Here is a 19,804-nt window from a genome sequence, read left to right as displayed (position 1 = left end):
AATCGCCTATTGCGTCGGAGTGCCGAACGGGCCTTGGTTTCCAGGGAAATGAGAGACCGTGCGGGCCACCCGCAGAGTTCGGGAAAGCTAGCAGCGACGCAAATTTATCTCAGCAAAGCTGACATATCTTCGCGAAAGCTTCCTGCAGCGCGCGGAAAGAGAAAAGGAAATGCCGAGTGTCACGACAGACCGGTCCGAAAGCAGGCAAGCCAGAGCCGCTGGCCACGCCGATGGAAGATACAGGGATTATCGATTTCGAGATCATCGAGCTGTTCTTCTTCGCCTATCGTGACTTCGTTTCCGACCCTGACGCCATCCTCGAAAAGAGCGGCTTCGGCCGGGCGCACCATCGCGTCGTGCATTTCGTCAACCGCAACCCTGGCATGACGGTTGCCGATCTTCTCGATAMCTTAAAGATCACCAAGCAGAGCCTCGCAAGGGTGCTGAAACAGCTGATCGATTCAGGCTATATTCGCCAGGTGGCCGGCCCCGAGGATCGGCGGCAGCGCAAGCTTTATCCGACGAAATCGGGACGAGAGCTGGCGCTTGCCCTTGCTGAGCCGCAATCGCGCCGCATTGAGCGGGCATTCGAAGGGGCTTCTGCGGAGGTGCGGGAGGGCGTAAAAGCTTTCCTCAGCGGAATGCGGGACAGACAGAGGGCGGATTGAATGGCGGTCAAGACAGGTATTTCCGACGATGCGGCGCACTTGCTGGTGGTCGATGACGACTCCCGCATCCGCGCGCTGCTCAATCGTTATCTCGCCGAGAACGGCTTCCGCGTTACCGTCGCCGCCGACGGCGCTGAGGCGCAGCGCAAGCTCACTGGTCTGGATTTCGACCTCATCATCATGGACGTGATGATGCCTGGCGAATCCGGCATCGACGTCACCCGCGGACTTCGCGCCATCAAGAACGTGCCGATCATCATGCTGACGGCGCTGGCAGAATCGGGCAATCGCATCGAAGGCCTCGAGGCCGGCGCTGACGATTATCTCTCCAAGCCCTTCGACCCGCGCGAGCTGGTGCTGCGCATCAACAACATCCTGCGTCGCAATGCAGGCGGCGAGGGACCGAAGATCGAACAAGTGATGTTCGGGCCCTACACCTTCTCGCTGACCCGCAAGGAGCTGAAGAAAGCCAGCGAGGTCATCCGGCTCACCGACCGCGAGCAGGAGATCATGCTGCTCTTTGCACGGCGTGCCGGTGACACGATCCCCCGCCATGAACTGATCGGCAACGATACCGAAGTCGGCGAGCGGACGATCGACGTGCAGATCAACCGGCTGCGGCGTAAGATCGAGGATGATCCCGCCAATCCCGTCTGGCTGCAGACCGTGCGCGGCATCGGATACAGGCTGAGCATCGACTAAACTCAAGGTTCGGGACCGGCGCTGATGGTGACGATCGACAGCTTGCGGCGGGAAGACCGCACTTCTGCGCCGGGCTGGCGCTGGGTCGTCCGCTGGCTGCGCCGCCGGCTGCCGACCGGACTTTACGCGCGCTCGCTGCTGATCATCATCATTCCGATGGTGCTCTTGCAATCCGTCGTCGCCGCCGTCTTCATGGAGCGTCATTGGCAAATGGTGACGGAGCGGTTGTCGCTTGCCGTCACCCGTGACATCGCCGCGATCATCGAGATCATCGAGACCTATCCGCAAAATTCGGACTATAGCGAGATCGTCCGTATCGCCCGCGACCAGCTCAGCCTGCAGATCTCGATCGAGCCGGATGGCGACCTGCCGCCACCGCGCGTCAAACCGTTCTTCTCGATCCTCGACGGCATCCTCAGCGACGAGATCACCGACGAGATCCACCGGCCCTTCTGGATCGACACGGTCGGCAACTCGAACCTCGTCGAGATCCGCATCAAACTCGACAACAAGATCCTGCGGGTGCTGACCAAGCGCAGCCAGACCTATGCGTCGAACACTCATATCTTCATCGTCTGGATGGTCGGGACCTCGCTGGTGCTGATCGGCATCTCGATCCTTTTCCTGCGCGGGCAGATCCGGCCGATCCTGACCTTGGCGCGAGCGGCTGAAAGTTTCGGCAAGGGGCAGAAGCCCGATAATTTCTATCCGCGCGGCGCCGACGAGGTCAGGCGTGCCGGTCTTGCCTTCATCCTGATGCGCGAGCGAATCGAACGGCAGATCGAGCAGCGCACCGCGATGCTCTCCGGTGTCAGCCATGATCTGCGCACCATCCTCACCCGCTTCAAGCTGCAACTGGCGCTCGCCGGCGACAATCCCGACCTGCATGGTCTGAATGACGACGTCAACGACATGCAGACCATGCTGGAAGCCTATATGGCCTTTGCACGCGGCGAGGTCGAAGAGGATGTCGGCGAACTCAAACTCAGCGAGATCTTTGCGAAGCTGGAATCCGATTTCGCCCTGCATGGCAAAAAATTCAGCTATTCCATCGAAGGCGATGACGACATATCCGTCCGGCCGAACGCCTTCATGCGTCTCGTCACCAACCTTGCCTCGAACGCGCGTCGTTATGCCGATAGGCTCGACATCGAGGCCAAGCACAATGCCAAATGGCTGACCGTCATCTTCGACGATGACGGGCCGGGCATTCCGGAAAAGAATCGCGAGGACGTGTTCAAGCCATTCTTCCGGCTGGATACGGCGCGCAATCTCGATGCGTCGGGCACCGGGCTCGGCCTTGCGATCGCCCGCGACATCGCCCGCAGCCATGGCGGCAACGTCACGCTCGGCGACAGCCCGCTCGGCGGACTGAGAGCAACGATCCGCATTCCGGCCTAAAGCATGTCGCGCAAAAGTGTGCAGCGGTTTTGCGCTAGCGACGTGCGTAAAAACAAAGACCTAGAGTGCGAGGAGCGAATCTGAAAGATCGCGACGCGCTTTAGGCACGGGCCGCCGTCAGCTTCACGGCTTTGCGCGCATCGAAATCGTCCAGGTGTTCGACGATCCAGCGCCAGAGCGCGGCGACCTGCATGAGGAGGTCGCGTCCGAGCGGCGTCAACTCATATTCGACGCGCGGCGGCACTTCGGGATAGAGTGTGCGGATGATGAGGCCATCTCTTTCGAGGGTGCGCAGCGTCTGCGTCAGCACTTTCTGGCTGATGCCCTCGACCCTTTCCATAAGGCGCGAGAAGCGCAGGGGTGCGCCGGCATCCGAGAGCACATGCAGAATGCGCAGCGGCCATTTCGCCGCCGCCCGCTCGATCAGTTCGCGGGCCCGCGCATCCTGTTCATCCGTCATGCTGATGCAGAAATCGAACATGTCGCTGGTCACGTTGGTTACCTCAAGGTGTGTATGGATCGTCTGGGTACCTTCTTTCGATCGGATACAGTAGAGCATACATGAGCCGGGGACCAAAGAAGGAGGGTTTCCGATGTCCAGGGTCTGGTTGATAACAGGGAGTTCGCGCGGTCTCGGCCGGGCGCTGGCGGAGGCGGTTCTGGCCTCCGGCGACAATCTGGTGGCGACGGCGCGCGATCCCGGCCAGCTTGCCGATCTTTCCGAGCGGTATGGCGATCAGGCGCTGACGCAGGCGCTTGACGTGACCGACGAGGCGGCGGCAGCGGCGGCAGTCGAGGCGGGTGTGAAGCGGTTCGGGCGCATCGACGTGCTTGTCAACAATGCCGGCTACGGCAATGTCGGCTCGATCGAGGATACCAGCCTTGCCGATTTTCGCGCCCAGATCGAGACCAACCTCTTCGGCACGATCATCATGACCAAGGCAGTCATCGCCCTGATGCGTGGGCAGGGAGCGGGGCACATCATCCAGTTTTCATCCGTCGGCGGCCGGATCGGACCTGCCGGGCGCGGCGCCTATTCGGCGGCGAAATTCGGTGTCGAGGGCTTTTCCGAAGTGCTGGCGAGGGAGGTCGCGCCATTCGGGATCAAGGTGACAGTGATCGAGCCCGGCGGCTTCAGGACCGATTTCGCCGGCTCCTCGACAGTGCTTGCCGAAGGGCGGCAGGACTATGCGGAGACGGTCGGCGCCACGGTGCGCTTCCAGCGTGAATACGATGGGCGCCAGCCCGGCGATCCTGCCAAAGCGGCTGCGGTCGTCATCCACATCGCCGGTCTCGAAGAGCCGCCGTTGCGGCTGCTGCTCGGCAGCGATGCGGTACGCAATGTCGAAAAGGCGGATGCGGCGCGTATCGAAGCTGATCGGATGTGGCGCACCGTGAGCGTCTCGACCGATTTTGATACCGAGGCCGAGTCCATGCCCCAGATCAGGATGATTTTAGGCCAGATCGGCCTAAAATCTGAATCCTGATCTAAATCAAAGAAATAGAGCATGATGTCGCCCGAAAACCGCGCACACTTTTCGGCATCATGCTCTAGGAAAAGAAGGCCGGTTGACCCATGCAAAACAAAAGCGCCGCTGAAAAGCGGCGCTTTGCATCAGGGATATTCGACGATTCAGCCGGCGGTGCAGAAGTGGCTGCGGCCGTCATTGCCGATGTAGGTGCCGCTGCGCGGATCGAAGGAGCGGTAGCGGTACGAGCAGTAACGCTGCCATTGCGGTGACCAGGGCTCCACCGCCGTGCGAACCGGTTCGTAATATTGCGGCTGATCGACATAGACGCGGCGCGGGGCGCGATAGACTGGAGCGGGCTCGTAGTAATCCGGCTCGTAGGCTGGGTCGATGTAGCGACGCTCTTCGTAAACCGGACCATTATTGGCGTTGGCGATGGCAGAGCCGACGATCAGGCCGGTGGCCAGGCCGACGGCGCCGCCGACCCACGCATCGTTGTTGCCGTGATGATTATCGTGGCGCCAGTGGCGGTCGCGGGCCGACGCTTCACCGATCGCGGAAAGCGTGAGTGCGGCAGCGGTTGCCGTCAGCAGAAGGGTCTTGGCGAGCCTGTTCATAAGCAAAAATCCTAATCCCGGGAACCGAACGCCGGTCCCTTTCTCGATGGTCACAGCAGTAAAGATTTGTAGCTGAACGAAGGCTGAACGACAAAACCCGGCATTGCTGCCGGGCTTCAACTCGAACTCGCCAGCCTTGTTAAGGGTTCAGCCCGCAATCTGCAGATTGACGGCCTTCGGGCCCTTGCCGCGGCGATCCGGCTCCGTGTCGAAGCTTACCTTCTGGTTTTCCGTCAGACCGGCCAAGCCGGAGGCCTGAACGGCAGAAATGTGAACGAAGATATCGGCGCCGCCCCGGTCCGGCTTGATGAAGCCGAAGCCTTTGTCGGTATTGAAGAATTTTACAGTGCCAGTCTCTGCCATGCGTCAGGTCCTTTTCTCTCTGCCCGCCATCCACACGGGCAGCATCATAGCATTGCCTCCCTTGCAGGAGGCGTTGGCAGGCAATTCTTGAAATTTGAGAAAAAGGTCCCCTCTACCTCGGCCTGTTCCAGGCAGGACTTTCGCCCGCCATTTTCGGAACCGGCTGACCGGAATATTAGCGTTCCCGGCGCGCAAATACTTAAGGACTTCCCATGCTCGCAAAATGCCCGAACGCGCTGAGAGTGCTGCGTTTAAAGGATTTTGGCAAGCAAAAGTTTTTTTACGTGTCGTTCCTGGCACACCCCTGCCGATATCCAATTTGCGCAAAAACGCAAAATTTCCTTCGCCGACAGGGAATGATTAACGTTTTATATCGTCAGCAATATAAGTTCCGAGCAGATTTTCCCAAAAATGCAACGTGAACGCGTCTCCCGCATCGGATAAAATTTTTTTCCGATGCGTGACTTACCCAAATTTGGACGCGTGTTCACGCGGCCGGCAGGCGCCGCCGGGTGAATCCGGGTACGAGTTCGACCACAAGCATAGCGATAAACATTAGCGCGCAACCTGCATAGCCTGTTACCGGCATCGTCTCGCCGAGCATCAGGGCCGCAAGCGAGGCACCGAAGAGCGCTTCGGAAGAAAGAAAGATCGCGGCCTGCGAGGGYGTCGTGTAGCGCTGGCCGATCACCTGCAGCACGAAAGCCACGCCCGACGAGAAGATACCGACATAAAGGATCTCCGGCGCCGCGGCCTGTATCGCCGAAAGGCTGACCGGTTCGACGGCTGCGGCAACGGCCAGCGCACAGACCGCGGTGACGGCGAATTGCACGGCGGAGAGCGCGAGCGGCCTTCCGGTCTCCGAAACGGTCATGCCGGCGAGGGTGATCTGGATCGCCCAGAAGACGGCGCAGACGACGGTCAGCAGATCGCCAGGCGCCATCGCCGAGAGCTGGCCGCCGGACAGGAGGTAGATGCCGGTGATCGCCATCAGTGCGCCCGGCCAGATGATCCAATGCGGAGCACGGCGTAGGAAGAACACGGCGATCAGCGGCACGAAAACGACGTAGAGGCCGGTGATGAAGCTGGAATTCGTCACCGTCGTCGTCTGCAGTCCGACCTGCTGCGTGGCTGCACCGCCGAAAAGGGCAAGGCCGATCAGGATGTAGAGCTTGGCATGGCGCGCGCTTGTCTTCTCCGTTGCCTTGCGCGCTTCAAAAAGGACAAAAGGCAGCACGGCCAGGGTGGCGACGGCAAAGCGCAGGCCGATGAACCAGAAGGGGCCAATCGCCTTCATCGCCGTCGACTGCGCGACGAAGCCGCCGCCCCAGATGGCGGCTGCAAGCAATAGAAGGAGATTCGCCTGAACGCGCGTCATGTCGTCCTCGATGGGGAAGGGAGATGTGCCCAAGCGGTTAGCAGTTGCGTTTCCTTTCGGCAAGGGTGAAGACTTCGTGTCGGTTGACGGAGATGAATGCATGCGACGCGAGGAACGGAAGCCGGCCGGCGATGCGGCTGCGCCTAGGACGGCAGGTTATTCCGGCACGCCGCTTGTCAGGAAGCTCGGCCTTGCACAAGGGCAGGCCGCCGCCCTTCTCGGCATTCCGGAAACGATCGGTGACATCAATGGTTTCGACGGTTTTGCTTCGGTCGTCCGCGCGCTTCCCGAGACGCCTCAGCGTGCATTTGACTATGTGCATCTGTTTACGACCGAACGGGCGGCGCTGGATGCGGTTGCGCCTGCGCTTTTCCGTGTCCTCAGGCGGGACGGCATGGTCTGGATATCATGGCCGAAGAAGAGTTCACGCGTGCCGACTGACATCTCGGAGGACGTACTGCGGGAGGTTCTGCTCCCAACCGGTCTGGTCGACGTCAAGGTCTGCGCCGTCGACGAGATCTGGTCCGGGCTGAAGTTCGTCATCCGCAAGGAGCTGCGCGGCGCGTTGTGATCGCTCAGCCGTTGCCGCCGTGCGCCGTGTTCGATTTGATCGCAATCTGAAGACGGCAACTATCGCGCAGGGCTGGTCCAGATTGCAGATTATGTATATGGCGGAAGACCGTATCATCAAGTCGAATGCAGCCGGAGCGCGTTCTAATGTATGGCAGATATGTAAAGTATATCACTTTGTGGGGACTTCTTGCGGTTGCCACAGAACCAGCGGATGCGCGCGACGCTATAGATAGTGGAGCAACACAGCTTAGCGGCTCGAAATTCAATTATTCAGTCATTGCTCTAGCTTCCAAAGATCGAAGGATCGAAGTCACTCATAGCGGGGAAAAATACCGTGGCCCGCTAGCGAATATGTCGTTTCGGGATCGTCATTTGCAGGTCTTCGAGATGGTGGCGAGGTTGATCAAAAACAGCTGCCAGAACGGCGTCTCTTCGCTCGGCGATATATGGTTGAGCAAAGACCCGGAACAAGATGTGGATCCGGACGCTAGGCATCCCCAATACTTCATTTGGGAATATAGTTGTAAATAGACGCACGAGTTTGGGGTCCCAGTTCGCTGTCGAGATCGATGACGGCGTTCCATTCCGGGTTGCTAGCCTCGACCTTTAGTCCGTTTCTCGTCGTCATCGTGACCTCAGCCGTTGCTGGCTTCCACGCGCGAAACCCTGAGCAGCGCGCCGTTATCCTCGTCCGTCACCATCAGCAGCGCTCCGTCGGGTGCGATGACAACGTCGCGGATGCGGCCGTATTCGCCCTCGAACAGGCGCTCTTCGGCGACAAAGGCGCCGCTATCGTCACGCTGCATGCGCGAGAGCAGTTGGAACTTCAGAGCTGCGACAATGAAATTGCCGTCCCATTCCGGAAACATGGCGCCGCGATAGATGGCGAGCGCGCCGGGTGCGATCGAAGGATCCCAATAATGCAGCGGCTGTTCCAGCCCTTCCTTGGCCGTGCCTTCGCCGATCTCGGCACCCGAATAGTCGCGGCCATAGGTGATGATCGGCCAGCCGTAATTCTTGCCGGCCTCGGGCTGGTTGATCTCGTCGCCGCCGCGCGCGCCGTGCTCGACGGTATAGAGCTTGCCATCCTTGGCGTCGAAGGTGATGCCCTGCGGGTTGCGGTGGCCTTTCGACCAGATTTCCGGCAGCGCCTTGCCGCCGTCTTTGAACGGATTGTCGGCAGGGATGCTACCGTCGGCATTGATGTGGATGATCGAGCCGGCATCGTCCTGCCAGTCTTGCGAGCGGTCGCGGTCGCCACGGTCGCCGACGCTGATGAACAGCGAGCCGTCACCTGATATCGCGATGCGCGAGCCATACTGGATATTGCCTGAGGTGAAGCGCCGCATGGTGAAAACAGGCGTCACGGCGTGGAGCGTCTTTTCGTCAGTTGAAAGCGTGGCGCTGAAGGCTTCGGTGCCGGAGCCCTGGCTGTTGGCGATGGCGGCGGTGAAATAGAGCTTTCTAGATGTCGCAAAGTCCGGCGCGAGCGCCACGTCCATCAGGCCGCCCTGGCCACGGGCGCTGACCTTGGGCACGCCGCCGATCGGGTCGGAGACCGTGCCGTCGCGGACGATCCGCATGCGGCCCGGCCGCTCGGTGACGAGATAGGCGCCATCGGGCAAGACCTCGACCGCCCAGGGATGTTGGAGGCCGTCGGCGAGCTTGTCGACACGGACCGCGAGATCCTGCGTGTTGATGGTGTCGGCTGCATCCGCCGATGCGGTGCCGAACAAGACCAGCGCTGCGGCGAAATGGAAGGCGGACATTCTCTTCATCTTGCTTCCCCGTCGTCTCTCCAGGCTGAACGTGGAGCGGGCAGGGGAGAGCTTCAACCCTCATTCGGTCTGCAATAACGGCTTTGTGTTTACCGGTTGAACCGATCCCGTTGCCTGGCCATCGACCAATTCCGCCTCGAGGATGTAGCGCAACGGCCCGCGTTCCGTCGCGTCGAAGGGCCAGCAGGTGGTCAGCACCAAGTGGCGGCCATCGGAGGAGGGATCGATACCGCTTGCATCCCACGGGGCGATGCGGCCCTCGCCGGCCTTGAAGGTCAATAGTTTGCCGTCGCGGCGCGTGACTTCAATCGCATCGCCGGACCTTATATATTGCAGCCAGCGGAAATGCGTGTCGCGATGGGCGGCGATGACGGAGGTGCCTTCCTCGCCCGGTTGCGGCGTGTTGGCGAGCCAGGCCGGACCGAAGGCGAGAGCCTCGCCGGAGGCGCCGGAGAGCACGATCGCCTCCTTGCCGAGGCGCGGGGCGCGCACCTTGGCCTCGGTGGTAAAATCCGCCCAGGGCCAGGGTTTTGTTTCTTCGCCCCGCAATTCGGCAGCGAAGGCGCGTTTCAGCAGAACCTGGGAAAGCTCTGCCTTCGCCTTCAGCAGGAAGCCGTCGCCGGTCAGCGCCAGGCCATAGAGGGCAAGGCCGGCGATGGCAAAGGCAATTGCTTTTTCGATCGAGGAAAGGCGCCAGAGGAAGAAACCCTTCTTCTGGCGCATCTTCGGCCGATCATAGGCCGTGGCGGCGGCCATGGCGAGTTCCAGATAGGTCGGAAGCGGCTCGAATTCGGCCGCTTCCTCATTCTGGCTTGCGGAGAGCCTAGAGACCATTTCGCTTGACTCCGACCGCAATAATGCCCTTGAGGCGTCGCCGCCACACGGCAAGCCCGCTTGCCGCCGTCAGCGCCACGAGCAGCATGGTCAGCCCGCGGATGATCTGCTCGTCGGCGCGCGTCGCCGTCTGCGGCAGGTTCACGGTCGTGCTTTTTTGCGCGATCATGGTGGCCGCCTTAGCGGTCGGGGCTGCGGCCATCATGTTTGCGATCTCAGGCGATGCGGCGAGCTCCTGTGTTTCGGCCGCAGCCTGCTCCGGTCCGGCGTTTCCTGTCGGCGTAGCCGAGCCATGGTGCTCCGTGCCGCCAAGAGGGGCAGGGTTTTCGCCGAGGACCTTATCGAAATCCCAGCCATCCGGCAGGTTGAGCGGCAGCTTGGTTGAGCCGAGCGGCTGATCGACCGGGCGAGACGGGGTGACGTCGACGGCGACCAGGCTGGTGACGCGGGAGACGAGGTGATGGGCGAGCGCCACGGTCTCTATATCCTTGTCGAGCGCGGCCGGATCCTGACGCTCATAGGCGCGGGCCTCGAAATCGTCGATCTTGCGCCGCGCCCAGAGCTTGGAAATGCCGTTGCCGTTGGCGGCATTGGCGATATCCATCTCGACGCGCCAGGGTTGGTCRCCTGTCTTGCCGATGATCTGCAGCTTGCCGGCGGGCTTATCGTCAGGCAGTTGCGCGGTCAGCACGACAGGCTCGCCGCTGTAGAGGTCTGGCATCGGGTTCGGCGTGATATCCTCGGCTGCGATGCCTTCGAAGGTCGCGGTGATATCGGTCATGGCTGGGTTCTGCAGCTTGGCGAAAAGCTCGCCCATGCGGCTTGCCACCTGATCGGTCGAGCCGATCGCCGTGAAGGTGCCGCGGCCCATCTCGGCGGCCTTGGTCATGAAATAGGTGTTCGGCGCCGAGCCGATGCCGACGGTGAAGACGCGGGCATCGGCTCGGTTCGCGGTGATTTCCTCAAAAAGCTGCTGTTCGTTGCCGATCGCACCATCCGTCAGGAATACGACCTGGCGCAGCGCTCCGCTTGCGACCGGTCCCTGGTTACGCAGCGCAGCCTGCAAGGCAGGCAGCATTTCCGTGCCGCCGTCGGCAGTCAGGCCCCGGACATAGGCAATCGCCTTTTCGCGATTGTCAGGGGTGGCAGTGACGAGACCCTTGAAATAATCGGTCATCGTATCGTCGAAACGGATGACGTTGAAGCGGTCGTCGGGGTTCAGCTTGGAGATCGCAAGCGCCAGGCTCTGCTTTGCCTGCTCGATCGACGAGCCGGACATGGAGCCGGAATTGTCGATGACGAAGACCACCTCGCGTTTTGCCGGCGGCGCTGCCGTATCCGGGGCCATGGGCGGGGTGACGAAGGCGAGCAGATAGGTCTTACCATCAATCACTTCGCGAAAGAGGCCGGCACTCGGCATCTTACCGGGAGCGGCCTTCCAGGTGAGCTCGAAATCCTTGTCGGCCGGAACGGAGTCCGCCTTCAGACTGATCGTCCTCGCCTGGTCGCCGTCCTGGCTGATATCGACCGCGTGGAAGGAGGATTTGACGTCGCCAAGCGGGAAGCCGGCTTTCAGGTTGACTGTCAGCGCGACGGGATTGATCTTGGCGTTCTGACGCGGATCAAGCACGGGGGCTTCGATCTTGTCGCGGTTTTCCACCGGGTCACGCGGTGTGGCAAAACCAGCGCCGTTGTTGAACTCGACGGTCTGGACGATCGGCGCCGGATTGTAGCGCGGGGCGACGACCATCGGGAAGCGCAGCGAGAACTCGCCGCCCGACTGGTGGATCATCTGTTGATATTCGATCTGGACGACGATGGTTTCGCCGGGACCGATATTGGCGACCTGGTTGGTGAAAATGTTCGGCCGCTGCTGTTCGAGCAACGCCGTCTTCTTGCCCTCGGCCTTGGCCTGCTCGTAGATCTCGCGGGCTTCCTGGCGCGGCTTGATCTGGCCTTCGATGAAGCGTTCGCCGATCTGCATTTTCAGCGCGTCGACGGCGGAATTATCCGGCAGCGGGAAGACGTAGGTGCCTTCGACCCAACCCTGGCTCGGATTCTGGAAGTGCTGCGTCACCTTCACCCTGGCGATCGGGCCGGAGACATCGATGGCAACATCACTCTTCAGCCGCGGCGCTTCGACATAGAAGCCCGGCTCCTTCGACGGAAAGAGCAGCGAGCCGCTGTTGACGTCGTTCGGCCGGACAAGCGCTGCGAGCTGGACGGATGCCTGCGGCGTCTCGGCGGCGCGGGCGGCGGAGGCAAGCCCCAGCATCGCGGCGATGCAGGCGGCAAAGGCGGTGACGGCAACAAGGACTGAAACGGAAATTCGGCGCGCACGAATGCGCCCTATGGCAAACTCATCTTCCAGAAACATTGGCATACCCTCAATAACCAATTTCGGATGCCGGATGATGCGGCTTCGATCTCGGCGCGCTCGCGACCGAATTGCGGCGTGGCGCGGCATTTGTTGCGGCTTATTCGTGGCGATGGCCGAATTCGACGATGCCTCTGATTTCAGGGGATAAATCCGGATGACTTCAGAGATTGATTCAAGATCTGCGAATGGCCTTTCGACCGCGTGACGCAAGCCTCTCCCAAGGGCGCGGCATGCCGGGCGGGCGGCGCGGCGAACCGATCAATAAGAATCATGCCACCATGACGCCTTTCCGCTTGAAATGCCGTCATACATTGGACATAGAGCTAACCGCAGAACTCCGGTCCCGGCTTTCTGCCCGTTTCAACCATTAGGACCGTTATCATGGCTTTCCTTGCCGATGCTCTTTCCCGTGTGAAGCCTTCAGCCACCATCGCCGTCTCCCAGAAAGCGCGCGAGCTGAAAGCAAAAGGACGTGACGTCATTGGCCTCGGCGCAGGAGAGCCGGATTTCGATACGCCCGATAATATCAAGACGGCCGCCATCGACGCGATCAACCGCGGCGAAACGAAGTACACGCCGGTTTCCGGTATCCCGGAATTGCGCAAGGCGATCGCCGCCAAGTTCAAGCGCGAGAACGGCCTTGACTATTCCTGGGAGCAGACGATCGTCGGCACCGGCGGCAAGCAGATCCTTTTCAACGCCTTCATGGCAACGCTGAACCCCGGCGACGAAGTCGTCATCCCGGCGCCTTACTGGGTTTCCTATCCTGAGATGGTGGCGCTGTGCGGCGGCACGCCGGTTTTCGTTTCGGCCACCCAGGAGCATAACTTCAAGCTCCAGGCGGCCGATCTCGAAAAGGCGATCACGCCGAAGACCAAGTGGTTCATTTTCAACTCTCCGTCCAACCCGACGGGGGCGGCCTATACACAGGACGAGCTGAAGGCGCTGACGGATGTGCTGATGAAGAATCCGCAGGTCTGGGTGCTGACCGACGACATGTACGAGCACCTGACCTATGGCGACTTCAAGTTCGTCACGCCTGTGGAAGTCGAGCCTAAGCTCTACGACCGCACGTTGACGATGAACGGCGTCTCCAAGGCCTATGCGATGACCGGCTGGCGTATCGGCTATGCGGCCGGCCCGATCCAGCTCATCAAGGCCATGGACATGATCCAGGGGCAGCAGACCTCGGGTGCGACGTCAATCGCCCAGTGGGCGGCTGTCGAAGCGCTGAACGGCACGCAGGACTTCATCCCTGCGAACAAGAAGATCTTCGAAGGCCGTCGCGATCTCGTCGTTTCGATGCTGAATCAGGCCAAGGGGATCGTCTGCCCGGTGCCGGAAGGCGCCTTCTATGTCTATCCGTCCTGCGCCGGCCTGATCGGCAAGACGGCGCCGTCAGGCAAGGTCATCGCGACGGACGAGGATTTCGTCTCCGAACTGCTGGAATCCGAAGGCGTTGCCGTCGTTCATGGTTCGGCCTTCGGCCTCGGCCCGAACTTCCGCATCTCCTACGCGACTTCGGAAGAGTTGCTCGAGGAAGCCTGCCGCCGCATCCAGCGCTTCTGCGGCGCCTGCAAGTAAGCGGGTTTTCAAAAACACCGATCGAAGGCCTGCCGGCGACGGCGGGCCTTTTTGTTTGCTGCGACGTTGGACTGGCGCTGCGATTATCGCTCACATCCCGATTCAACGTGCTGCGGAGTTGATTCCGCTTTGCCTTGCAAGCCGTTGAAATCGGATTCAAAACGTGACGCAGAGTGACGGTCCGGCGGCTGATCTGCGGTTGCGGGTTGGCATCAAACCAACTAGATATCCGGCATCAAGTTGAAGTTGTCGCTTCGGGAGGCCGGGATTTTGCAGCAGAGTGCCGTGATCGTCTGTTCAGATGTCAACATGCTGCCTGCCGCCTGCTGCACCCTGCTTTCCGTCAAGCGCAATCTGTTAGGTCCTGCCGTAGAGTTCCTGCTTCTCGGCATCGACCTCAAGCCGAACGAGATCGCCGATGTGGAAAATTTCGCGCGGMTGCATGACATGGCGATCAGGGTGCTGCCCTACAATACGCCGGATACGGCGCTGCAGGCGCGGGGCCGCTGGTCGGGTGCGACATTGGCGCGACTCTACATGGATCTGCATATACCCGATCATATCGAGCGCCTGCTCTATCTCGACGCCGATGTGCTGGCGGTTTCGCCGGTCGACGAACTCTTCACGAGAAATCTTCAAGGCAAAGCCCTTGCTGCGGTCGACGATTATGTCATGGCCTTTCCTGAGAAGGCCGGTGCGCGACAGCGGAAGATCGGCATGCGTGAGGATGGCCGCTACTTCAATGCCGGCGTGCTGCTGTTCGACTGGTCGGCCTGCCGGGAGAGGGAGCTTTTTGCCAGGACACGGGAGATCTTCGAGGAGCGGTCGCATCTTTTCGAGAATAACGACCAGGATGCGCTGAATGTCACTTTCGACGGCGACTGGCTGGTGCTCGATCCGCGCTGGAACACGCAGACGGGCTTGCTGCCCTTCGTCGGCCGGCCGGCGATCCTTCATTTTACCGGCCGGAAAAAGCCGTGGCAGGCCACCGTGCCCTGGGTGCACCGGCGGATGGCCAAGCACTATATCGAGGATCTCGGCAATACACCGTGGGCCTCTTTCTGCAGGCAGCCGTCGATGGCGGGCCGGGTTGCGGGTTTCCTCTCGCATTTGGGGAAGCGCCTCGGCGGGCTGACGCGGGTGGCACGAACGCGCGCCTATTTCAGCAACAACTAGTAAGGCGGGCAGAGCGCATCGTCCTTGGAAAGTGCATGTGAGGCGATATGGAAGCAATCCCCAGCGATAACAAGGCTACGACCGCTCCGGATGGCGGCTTCAATTTCTTGACGCCGGAAGCGTGGAAGGCGCTATTGTCGGGCTATTCCCATGTCGTGCTGGTAGCAAACAGCGAGGCGGTCGATCTCGAACGGCTGCGGAGCGAATTGCCGGAGACGGCGCTCTACGTCTTCTTCAACAAGGTCTATAAGGTGCTCGACGAACCCTTCGTCGGCCATTCCATGCTGGTTGCCCGCAGCGACGTGATGGGCGCCCATATCGTCCATCGGCGCGAAGCGGCGGATGTCTTGCGCTTCTTTGGCGGCGACGATTTCCTCGGCGTCGTCAACATCCGGGTCTCCGCCGAGGAAAATCTCAGCGAAAAGAGCTGCTTCGAAGGCGCTAAGGCCCGTCACCTTGATCTGACACAAATGCTCGCCGATCTCTATCCGATCGGCAAGATCGCGACGAGCGGCTTTGCGGTAGCGCTGTGGCTCGGCGATCTGCAGCTGCCGGGCAAGATCCTGCTTGCCGGCTTTTCGGCGAAGCGGAGCGAGAAGTGGAAGGTGTTCGACGTGCACGACTGGACGTTCGAGCAGATCTTCCTGCGTCTCTTTGCGCGCATGGGGTCGATCTCGATGGTGGGCGGCGTCAATGCCAGCCCCTATTCGGCGCTCGCCAAACGGTTTCCTGAGGTGCCGCCGATCGAGATCGCGATGACTGCGGCTGAGGTCTTGTCGGAGCGGCTCGACAATACGAACAGCCAGATCGACAGGCTGATGTCAGTCACTAAATTCATCCGCGCCGTCGACAATTTCTTTCGGCGGTTCAAACCGAAAACCCGCAAGCAGCGTTTTCTCGAAAAGTCGCAGGGATGACTGTCGCAGGCCTTTGCTAACAGGCGTGGGTGGCCAAAAACGCTGTTTCCGATACCAATCAATTCATCTCTCTATACTGGCGATCGAGGTGGGCAATGGAACAACAGAACGTCCGAATTTTCGTGGGATTCGATCCCAAGGAAGTGGTTGCCTACCACGTTCTCGTGCAGAGCATCATCGAGAAGTCGTCGATCCCGGTCGAGTTCTCGCCCATTGCGCTCTCCAATCTTGGCGGGATTTTCACCCGCCAGCGCAACGCGCTGCAATCCACGGAGTTCTCCTTCTCGCGTTTCCTGACTCCCTATCTGAGCGGTTACGGGGGCTGGAGCATCTTCATGGATTGCGACATGCTGATGCGTGCCGATATCGCCGAGCTTTGGGCATTGCGCGACTGGCGTTACGCCGTCATGTGCGTCAAACACGATTACCAGCCGAAGATCGACACCAAGTTCCTCGGCCAGGCGCAGACCAAGTACGAAAAGAAGAACTGGTCGAGCTTCATCCTCTTCAACAATGACGAATGCCGCGCACTGACGCCCAACTACGTCAATACCGCGACCGGGCTGCAACTGCATCAGTTCAAATGGCTGGAGAATGAAGACCTCATAGGCGAATTGCCGGTGACGTGGAATTACCTCGTCAATGAATACGACTACCGCGAAGACGCCAAGAACGTCCATTTCACCGATGGCGGGCCGTATTTCGAGGAATACAAGAACGACGATTACGCCGAGGAATGGTTCGCAGCCCGCGAACGCCTGCTCTTCGCCCAACAGCCCGCCTAAACAGCTTGTTCTTTCCCTTTCTCCGCGGGGGCGGGAGCCTTCAAAGCCCCAGCGCGGTCAGCATGACGAAGGTGGCGAAGAGGATGAAATGCGTCATGCCCTCGATAGCGTTGGTCTCGCCGTCGTTGAGGTTGATCGCGGCCGCAATCAGCGTGATCGCGACCATCACCGTCTGTACCGGGGTCATCGCCATCATGAAGGGCTGGCCGGTATAGAGCGCGATCGCTTCCATGACGGGCACGGTCAGGATGACCGTCGACAGCGAGGCGCCCATGGCGATGTTGACCGTCGCCTGCATGCGGTTCCTGAGTGCCGCCCTCAACGCGGTCAGGATCTCGGGTGCGGCCGAAATCGCCGCGACGACCACGGCGGTCACCGCGATCGGCGCGCCGCTGTCGCGCAGGCCTTCGGTCATGAAGGCCGCCATGAACTCCGCCAGCAGGCCGATGATGACGACGCCGACGAGAATGGTGGCGATCGAAATCGCGGCCGACTCGTCGGGGCCATGCTCGTCCGGACTTTCCTTCTTTCGTTCGGAGCGCGGATAGCTGTAGCTGAAGAAATAGCTGTGCTGGCCAACCTGCATGCGCAGGAAGAGGCCGTAAAGCGCGATCATCGCGACGATGGTGAAGGCGGAATAATAGTGCCATTTGTCGCTGGGCACGAATTCCGGCACGATCATCGAGATGCCCATGGCGGTGAGGATCATCACGCCGTAGGTCTTGCCGGAATTGTCGTTATAGGGCTGTTCGCCGTGCTTGAGGCCGCCGAGCAGGGCGGCCAGGCCGAGAATGCCGTTGATATCGAGCATCAGGGCCGAATAGATCGTGTCGCGTACCAGCGTCGGCGAGCTCTCGCCGCTCATCATGATGGCGAGGATGATAACTTCGACGGCAACAGCCGAGAGCGTCAGGATCATCGTGCCGTAGGGATCGCCGACCTTGACGGCGAGCAGCTCGGCATGATGGGCAACACGGATCGAGGCGAGCACGATGGTGCCGACCAGGGCAGCAGCGGCAATCAGCGCGACGCCTCGCCCCATCTCGATCACTGCGTGTTCCAAGAGATAGGCAATCGCCGCAACGACAAGTGCGGCGACCAGAAACTTTTCCTCTTTAAAGCGTGACGCGATCCCCAAGCCTCTGCTCCGGTTCAGATTCATGCATTTTATCTAAGTCACTGATTTCGCCTATCAAGTAAGCCCCGGTCGAGTGCCATTTGCAGTCTTCGGCGTTTAATGGAATACTGAACGTCATCGGGGCCGGAAAGCAGATCGCGGCGTCCTCGAATTCTCGTCAAGCGGCCGCGATGATCCGGATCCTGTCCGGAAGCGTGCGAATGCGCAACAAGAAGATGAGGAGACGGATGCATGATCAAGGTGGTCTACGAAGTCGTGCCGCATGACGGCGGCTGGGCCTACAGGCTGGGAGGTGTCTATTCCGAGGCATTCCCGACCCATGCCGAGGCGCTCGAAGCTGCACGCATCGTCGCGGCCGAACAGCAGGTCGGCGGCGATTCCGCCGAGATCAGTTGGCAGGACGAGAACGGCAAGTGGCATGAGGAATATGCCGAGGGCGGCGACCGGCCGGAAACCGAGGTGGTGGACGGCCAGTGGAAGGATCGCACGGCCGAGGCCTCGCAAGGCATCGGAAACTAACCATCTCCCGCCAATGCCCGCGCGACGATCGCATCGACGAATTCGCGCTTATGCGCAGTATAGCCGTCGCCGTCCATCCGGAATTCGGCTGCCAGCCTGCGTTTGAGTGCGGCATAATCGGCCGCCGCCAGTGGATGCGCGATGAGGTAATCCCGGAAAGCCAGCCTGTTTCGATGCGTGCCGTTGCCTGTCGGGCAAAGGTAGACCCGTTCCGCCGGCACCGAACCTCTCGATAGAAGAGCCCAGACATCGTCGTCATAGCGGTTGCCGCGCGGCTCGTAGCCTTCGGCCAGAAGCACCCGTGTGGCGTCCTCGATATGCCCGGGGCCGGGAAGAACGATGTCGATATCGAYGAGCGGCTTGGCGATCATGCCCGGTATGGACGTGCTGCCGATGTGATCGATGAACAACACCTGCGGCAGCAAAGCCAGAAGCCTGCCGCGGATGCGCTGGAAGGCTTGTGGCCATTGCGGATCGCAGGGCACGAGTTCAACCGCATGGTGCTTTGTCATTTGCATCCCGCTGGGGTGCACGTCCGATAAGACGCGTTAAGGAGGCTCTATCGCTTCGAAATTTGCGCATGATTCTTTGCGAAAATCGATTCTGATTATTGCGATTATGCGCTGGTCGAATATCGGAGATAGTCCTGAAGCCCCTTGACCAATACGTCAAAGGTAGCGCGGCAGCGCGGCGAAGACTTCAGGCTCTCATGCATCGCCACCCACGTGCCGAGCGGTAGGCTGAAGGCATCAGGCAGGATGTGAACAAGGTCGGGATTTTCACGCGCGAGCCCTCTCTGGCAGATGCCGATGCCGACGCCGGCGCGGATTGCGGAAAGCTGGGCAAGATTGCTGTCGGTCCTGTAGGAGAACTCGATGCCGGGCACCGCATAGCGTTTCATCACCATGCGGACATAGGCCGTCTGGCGGTCGAAGCCGATAAGCCGGTGGTTTGCGAGGTCAGCCAGGGTTTGCGGTATGCCGTATCGTTCGAGATAACGGCGATGGGCGTGAAAGCCGAGCGGGATATCGCCGATGCGGCGCACGACGAGTGCAGCCTGCTGCGGCTCCGCCATGCGCACGGCGATATCGGCCTCGCGGTTCACCAGGTCCTCGATCGTATCGGATGCGGAGAGCTCGATCTGCAGTTCGGGATAGGTTTCCTGCAGCGGTCCGAGAATCCCGGGCAGCACTTCGACGGCGATGACCTCGCTGGCGCTGATTCTGACCGTTCCAGCCACGCGCTCGCGCTGCCCGGATGCGGTGCGTAAAAGGGCGGCCGTGGTTGCCGCCAGCGTCTCGGCGTAAGGCTTCAGCGCCAGTGCGGCGTCCGTTGGCAGCAGCCCATTCGGTGAGCGGGTGAAGAGTTCGGCGCCGATCGCCAGTTCCAGTGCGTCGACATGGCGGCCTATGGTCGGCTGGGTCAGCCCCAGTTCGCGGGCGGCGGCCGACAGCGATCCCTGTCGGAGCACGGTCAGGAAACTGCGGTAGAAATCCCAGCTGGGTTCAGAGTTCATATATTT

The 19,804-nt window shown here is 60.7% G+C and carries 20 protein-coding genes; 10 read left to right on the top strand and 10 right to left on the bottom strand.

The features are described 5' to 3' along the window. Positions 1–176 precede the first annotated feature (176 nt). From AC1ECN_RS09310 to AC1ECN_RS09300, 3 genes are read left to right on the top strand one after another with little or no spacing between them, the layout of a single operon-like run. The gene (locus tag AC1ECN_RS09310; RefSeq protein WP_477952811.1) at positions 177–668 is read left to right on the top strand and encodes a MarR family winged helix-turn-helix transcriptional regulator; all 492 of its coding nucleotides are present in this window, start codon (positions 177–179) and stop codon (positions 666–668) included. Further along, positions 669–1,370 carry a response regulator gene (locus tag AC1ECN_RS09305; protein ID WP_018073989.1) on the top strand — a complete coding sequence of 234 codons (702 nt, stop codon included), beginning with the start codon at positions 669–671 and terminating at the stop codon, positions 1,368–1,370. 24 nt (positions 1,371–1,394) lie between these two features. Continuing rightward, positions 1,395–2,771, top strand: coding sequence for an ATP-binding protein (locus AC1ECN_RS09300; RefSeq protein ID WP_024319542.1), 1,377 nt, complete (start codon positions 1,395–1,397; stop codon positions 2,769–2,771). 100 nt (positions 2,772–2,871) lie between these two features. On the opposite strand, the gene AC1ECN_RS09295 is transcribed toward AC1ECN_RS09300, so the two are convergent. Continuing rightward, on the bottom strand, positions 2,872–3,330 hold the full coding sequence (locus AC1ECN_RS09295) for a winged helix-turn-helix transcriptional regulator (RefSeq protein WP_197727413.1): 459 nt from the start codon (positions 3,328–3,330) through the stop codon (positions 2,872–2,874). Positions 3,331–3,364: 34 nt separating this feature from the next. Between AC1ECN_RS09295 and AC1ECN_RS09290 the strand changes: the two genes are divergently transcribed. After that, the gene (locus AC1ECN_RS09290; RefSeq protein ID WP_130725881.1) at positions 3,365–4,258 is read left to right on the top strand and encodes an oxidoreductase; all 894 of its coding nucleotides are present in this window, start codon (positions 3,365–3,367) and stop codon (positions 4,256–4,258) included. Between the two features lie 146 nt (positions 4,259–4,404). On the opposite strand, the gene AC1ECN_RS09285 is transcribed toward AC1ECN_RS09290, so the two are convergent. The 3 genes from AC1ECN_RS09285 to AC1ECN_RS09275 all read right to left on the bottom strand — a co-directional run bounded on the left by AC1ECN_RS09285 (position 4,405) and on the right by AC1ECN_RS09275 (position 6,598). Continuing rightward, on the bottom strand, positions 4,405–4,857 hold the full coding sequence (locus AC1ECN_RS09285) for a BA14K family protein (protein WP_032996031.1): 453 nt from the start codon (positions 4,855–4,857) through the stop codon (positions 4,405–4,407). Between the two features lie 147 nt (positions 4,858–5,004). Next, on the bottom strand, positions 5,005–5,220 hold the full coding sequence (locus AC1ECN_RS09280; protein ID WP_003561293.1) for a cold-shock protein: 216 nt from the start codon (positions 5,218–5,220) through the stop codon (positions 5,005–5,007). 487 nt (positions 5,221–5,707) lie between these two features. Next, positions 5,708–6,598, bottom strand: coding sequence for a DMT family transporter (locus AC1ECN_RS09275; RefSeq protein ID WP_075224563.1), 891 nt, complete (start codon positions 6,596–6,598; stop codon positions 5,708–5,710). 100 nt (positions 6,599–6,698) lie between these two features. Here AC1ECN_RS09275 and AC1ECN_RS09270 point away from each other — a divergent pair, with 100 nt between their 5' ends. Then, positions 6,699–7,169 carry a DUF3052 domain-containing protein gene (locus AC1ECN_RS09270; RefSeq protein WP_130672927.1) on the top strand — a complete coding sequence of 157 codons (471 nt, stop codon included), beginning with the start codon at positions 6,699–6,701 and terminating at the stop codon, positions 7,167–7,169. A gap of 637 nt (positions 7,170–7,806) precedes the next feature. Here the strand turns inward: AC1ECN_RS09270 and AC1ECN_RS09265 are convergent. The 3 genes from AC1ECN_RS09265 to AC1ECN_RS09255 are packed head-to-tail and all read right to left on the bottom strand — an operon-like array spanning position 7,807 to position 12,160. Then, positions 7,807–8,949: a PQQ-dependent sugar dehydrogenase gene (locus tag AC1ECN_RS09265; RefSeq protein WP_130672926.1), complete on the bottom strand. Its 1,143-nt coding sequence runs from the start codon at positions 8,947–8,949 to the stop codon at positions 7,807–7,809. A gap of 60 nt (positions 8,950–9,009) precedes the next feature. Continuing rightward, complete coding sequence (locus AC1ECN_RS09260; protein ID WP_130672925.1) at positions 9,010–9,783, bottom strand: class GN sortase; 774 nt, start codon at positions 9,781–9,783, stop codon at positions 9,010–9,012. Beyond that, a complete protein-coding gene (locus tag AC1ECN_RS09255; RefSeq protein ID WP_130672924.1) occupies positions 9,773–12,160 on the bottom strand; it encodes a marine proteobacterial sortase target protein in 2,388 nt (795 codons plus the stop codon). Before AC1ECN_RS09255 ends, AC1ECN_RS09260 begins: the two co-directional genes overlap by 11 nt. Positions 12,161–12,544: 384 nt before the next feature. Here AC1ECN_RS09255 and AC1ECN_RS09250 point away from each other — a divergent pair, with 384 nt between their 5' ends. The 4 genes from AC1ECN_RS09250 to AC1ECN_RS09235 all read left to right on the top strand — a co-directional run bounded on the left by AC1ECN_RS09250 (position 12,545) and on the right by AC1ECN_RS09235 (position 16,625). After that, positions 12,545–13,747, top strand: coding sequence for a pyridoxal phosphate-dependent aminotransferase (locus AC1ECN_RS09250; protein ID WP_130672923.1), 1,203 nt, complete (start codon positions 12,545–12,547; stop codon positions 13,745–13,747). Between the two features lie 285 nt (positions 13,748–14,032). After that, the gene (locus AC1ECN_RS09245; protein WP_477952805.1) at positions 14,033–14,923 is read left to right on the top strand and encodes a glycosyltransferase family 8 protein; all 891 of its coding nucleotides are present in this window, start codon (positions 14,033–14,035) and stop codon (positions 14,921–14,923) included. 47 nt (positions 14,924–14,970) lie between these two features. Beyond that, positions 14,971–15,840 (top strand): hypothetical protein, encoded by an 870-nt coding sequence (locus tag AC1ECN_RS09240; protein WP_018074002.1) that lies wholly within the window; start codon positions 14,971–14,973, stop codon positions 15,838–15,840. Between the two features lie 95 nt (positions 15,841–15,935). Beyond that, on the top strand, positions 15,936–16,625 hold the full coding sequence (locus tag AC1ECN_RS09235; protein WP_018074003.1) for an LPS glycosyltransferase: 690 nt from the start codon (positions 15,936–15,938) through the stop codon (positions 16,623–16,625). 40 nt (positions 16,626–16,665) lie between these two features. Here AC1ECN_RS09235 and AC1ECN_RS09230 read toward each other — a convergent pair whose 3' ends face one another. Then, positions 16,666–17,763, bottom strand: a complete 1,098-nt coding sequence (locus AC1ECN_RS09230) for a calcium:cation antiporter (protein ID WP_024319553.1) — start codon at positions 17,761–17,763, stop codon at positions 16,666–16,668. 231 nt (positions 17,764–17,994) lie between these two features. Here AC1ECN_RS09230 and AC1ECN_RS09225 point away from each other — a divergent pair, with 231 nt between their 5' ends. After that, positions 17,995–18,282 carry a DUF2188 domain-containing protein gene (locus tag AC1ECN_RS09225; protein ID WP_018074005.1) on the top strand — a complete coding sequence of 96 codons (288 nt, stop codon included), beginning with the start codon at positions 17,995–17,997 and terminating at the stop codon, positions 18,280–18,282. Here AC1ECN_RS09225 and AC1ECN_RS09220 read toward each other — a convergent pair. Then, complete coding sequence (locus AC1ECN_RS09220; protein WP_477952801.1) at positions 18,279–18,794, bottom strand: GrpB family protein; 516 nt, start codon at positions 18,792–18,794, stop codon at positions 18,279–18,281. The two genes, AC1ECN_RS09225 and AC1ECN_RS09220, sit on opposite strands and share 4 nt — an antisense overlap. A gap of 104 nt (positions 18,795–18,898) precedes the next feature. After that, on the bottom strand, positions 18,899–19,798 hold the full coding sequence (locus AC1ECN_RS09215) for a LysR family transcriptional regulator (RefSeq protein ID WP_130672922.1): 900 nt from the start codon (positions 19,796–19,798) through the stop codon (positions 18,899–18,901). Positions 19,799–19,804 lie beyond the last annotated feature (6 nt).

This window comes from Rhizobium sp. 01N447_2 (assembly GCF_056399245.1).
This window is presented reverse-complemented; position numbering and strand designations above follow the sequence as displayed.

What these genes read in the sequence shown, in the direction of transcription:
- AC1ECN_RS09305 (WP_018073989.1), top strand. Translation starts at nt 669, where the DNA reads ATGGCGGTCAAGACAGGTATTTCCGACGATGCGGCGCACTTGCTGGTG.
- AC1ECN_RS09300 (WP_024319542.1), top strand. Translation starts at nt 1,395, where the DNA reads ATGGTGACGATCGACAGCTTGCGGCGGGAAGACCGCACTTCTGCGCCG.
- AC1ECN_RS09295 (WP_197727413.1), bottom strand. Translation starts at nt 3,330, where the DNA reads ATGCTCTACTGTATCCGATCGAAAGAAGGTACCCAGACGATCCATACA.
- AC1ECN_RS09290 (WP_130725881.1), top strand. Translation starts at nt 3,365, where the DNA reads ATGTCCAGGGTCTGGTTGATAACAGGGAGTTCGCGCGGTCTCGGCCGG.
- AC1ECN_RS09285 (WP_032996031.1), bottom strand. Translation starts at nt 4,857, where the DNA reads ATGAACAGGCTCGCCAAGACCCTTCTGCTGACGGCAACCGCTGCCGCA.
- AC1ECN_RS09280 (WP_003561293.1), bottom strand. Translation starts at nt 5,220, where the DNA reads ATGGCAGAGACTGGCACTGTAAAATTCTTCAATACCGACAAAGGCTTC.
- AC1ECN_RS09270 (WP_130672927.1), top strand. Translation starts at nt 6,699, where the DNA reads ATGCGACGCGAGGAACGGAAGCCGGCCGGCGATGCGGCTGCGCCTAGG.
- AC1ECN_RS09265 (WP_130672926.1), bottom strand. Translation starts at nt 8,949, where the DNA reads ATGAAGAGAATGTCCGCCTTCCATTTCGCCGCAGCGCTGGTCTTGTTC.
- AC1ECN_RS09260 (WP_130672925.1), bottom strand. Translation starts at nt 9,783, where the DNA reads ATGGTCTCTAGGCTCTCCGCAAGCCAGAATGAGGAAGCGGCCGAATTC.
- AC1ECN_RS09250 (WP_130672923.1), top strand. Translation starts at nt 12,545, where the DNA reads ATGGCTTTCCTTGCCGATGCTCTTTCCCGTGTGAAGCCTTCAGCCACC.
- AC1ECN_RS09240 (WP_018074002.1), top strand. Translation starts at nt 14,971, where the DNA reads ATGGAAGCAATCCCCAGCGATAACAAGGCTACGACCGCTCCGGATGGC.
- AC1ECN_RS09235 (WP_018074003.1), top strand. Translation starts at nt 15,936, where the DNA reads ATGGAACAACAGAACGTCCGAATTTTCGTGGGATTCGATCCCAAGGAA.
- AC1ECN_RS09225 (WP_018074005.1), top strand. Translation starts at nt 17,995, where the DNA reads ATGATCAAGGTGGTCTACGAAGTCGTGCCGCATGACGGCGGCTGGGCC.
- AC1ECN_RS09215 (WP_130672922.1), bottom strand. Translation starts at nt 19,798, where the DNA reads ATGAACTCTGAACCCAGCTGGGATTTCTACCGCAGTTTCCTGACCGTG.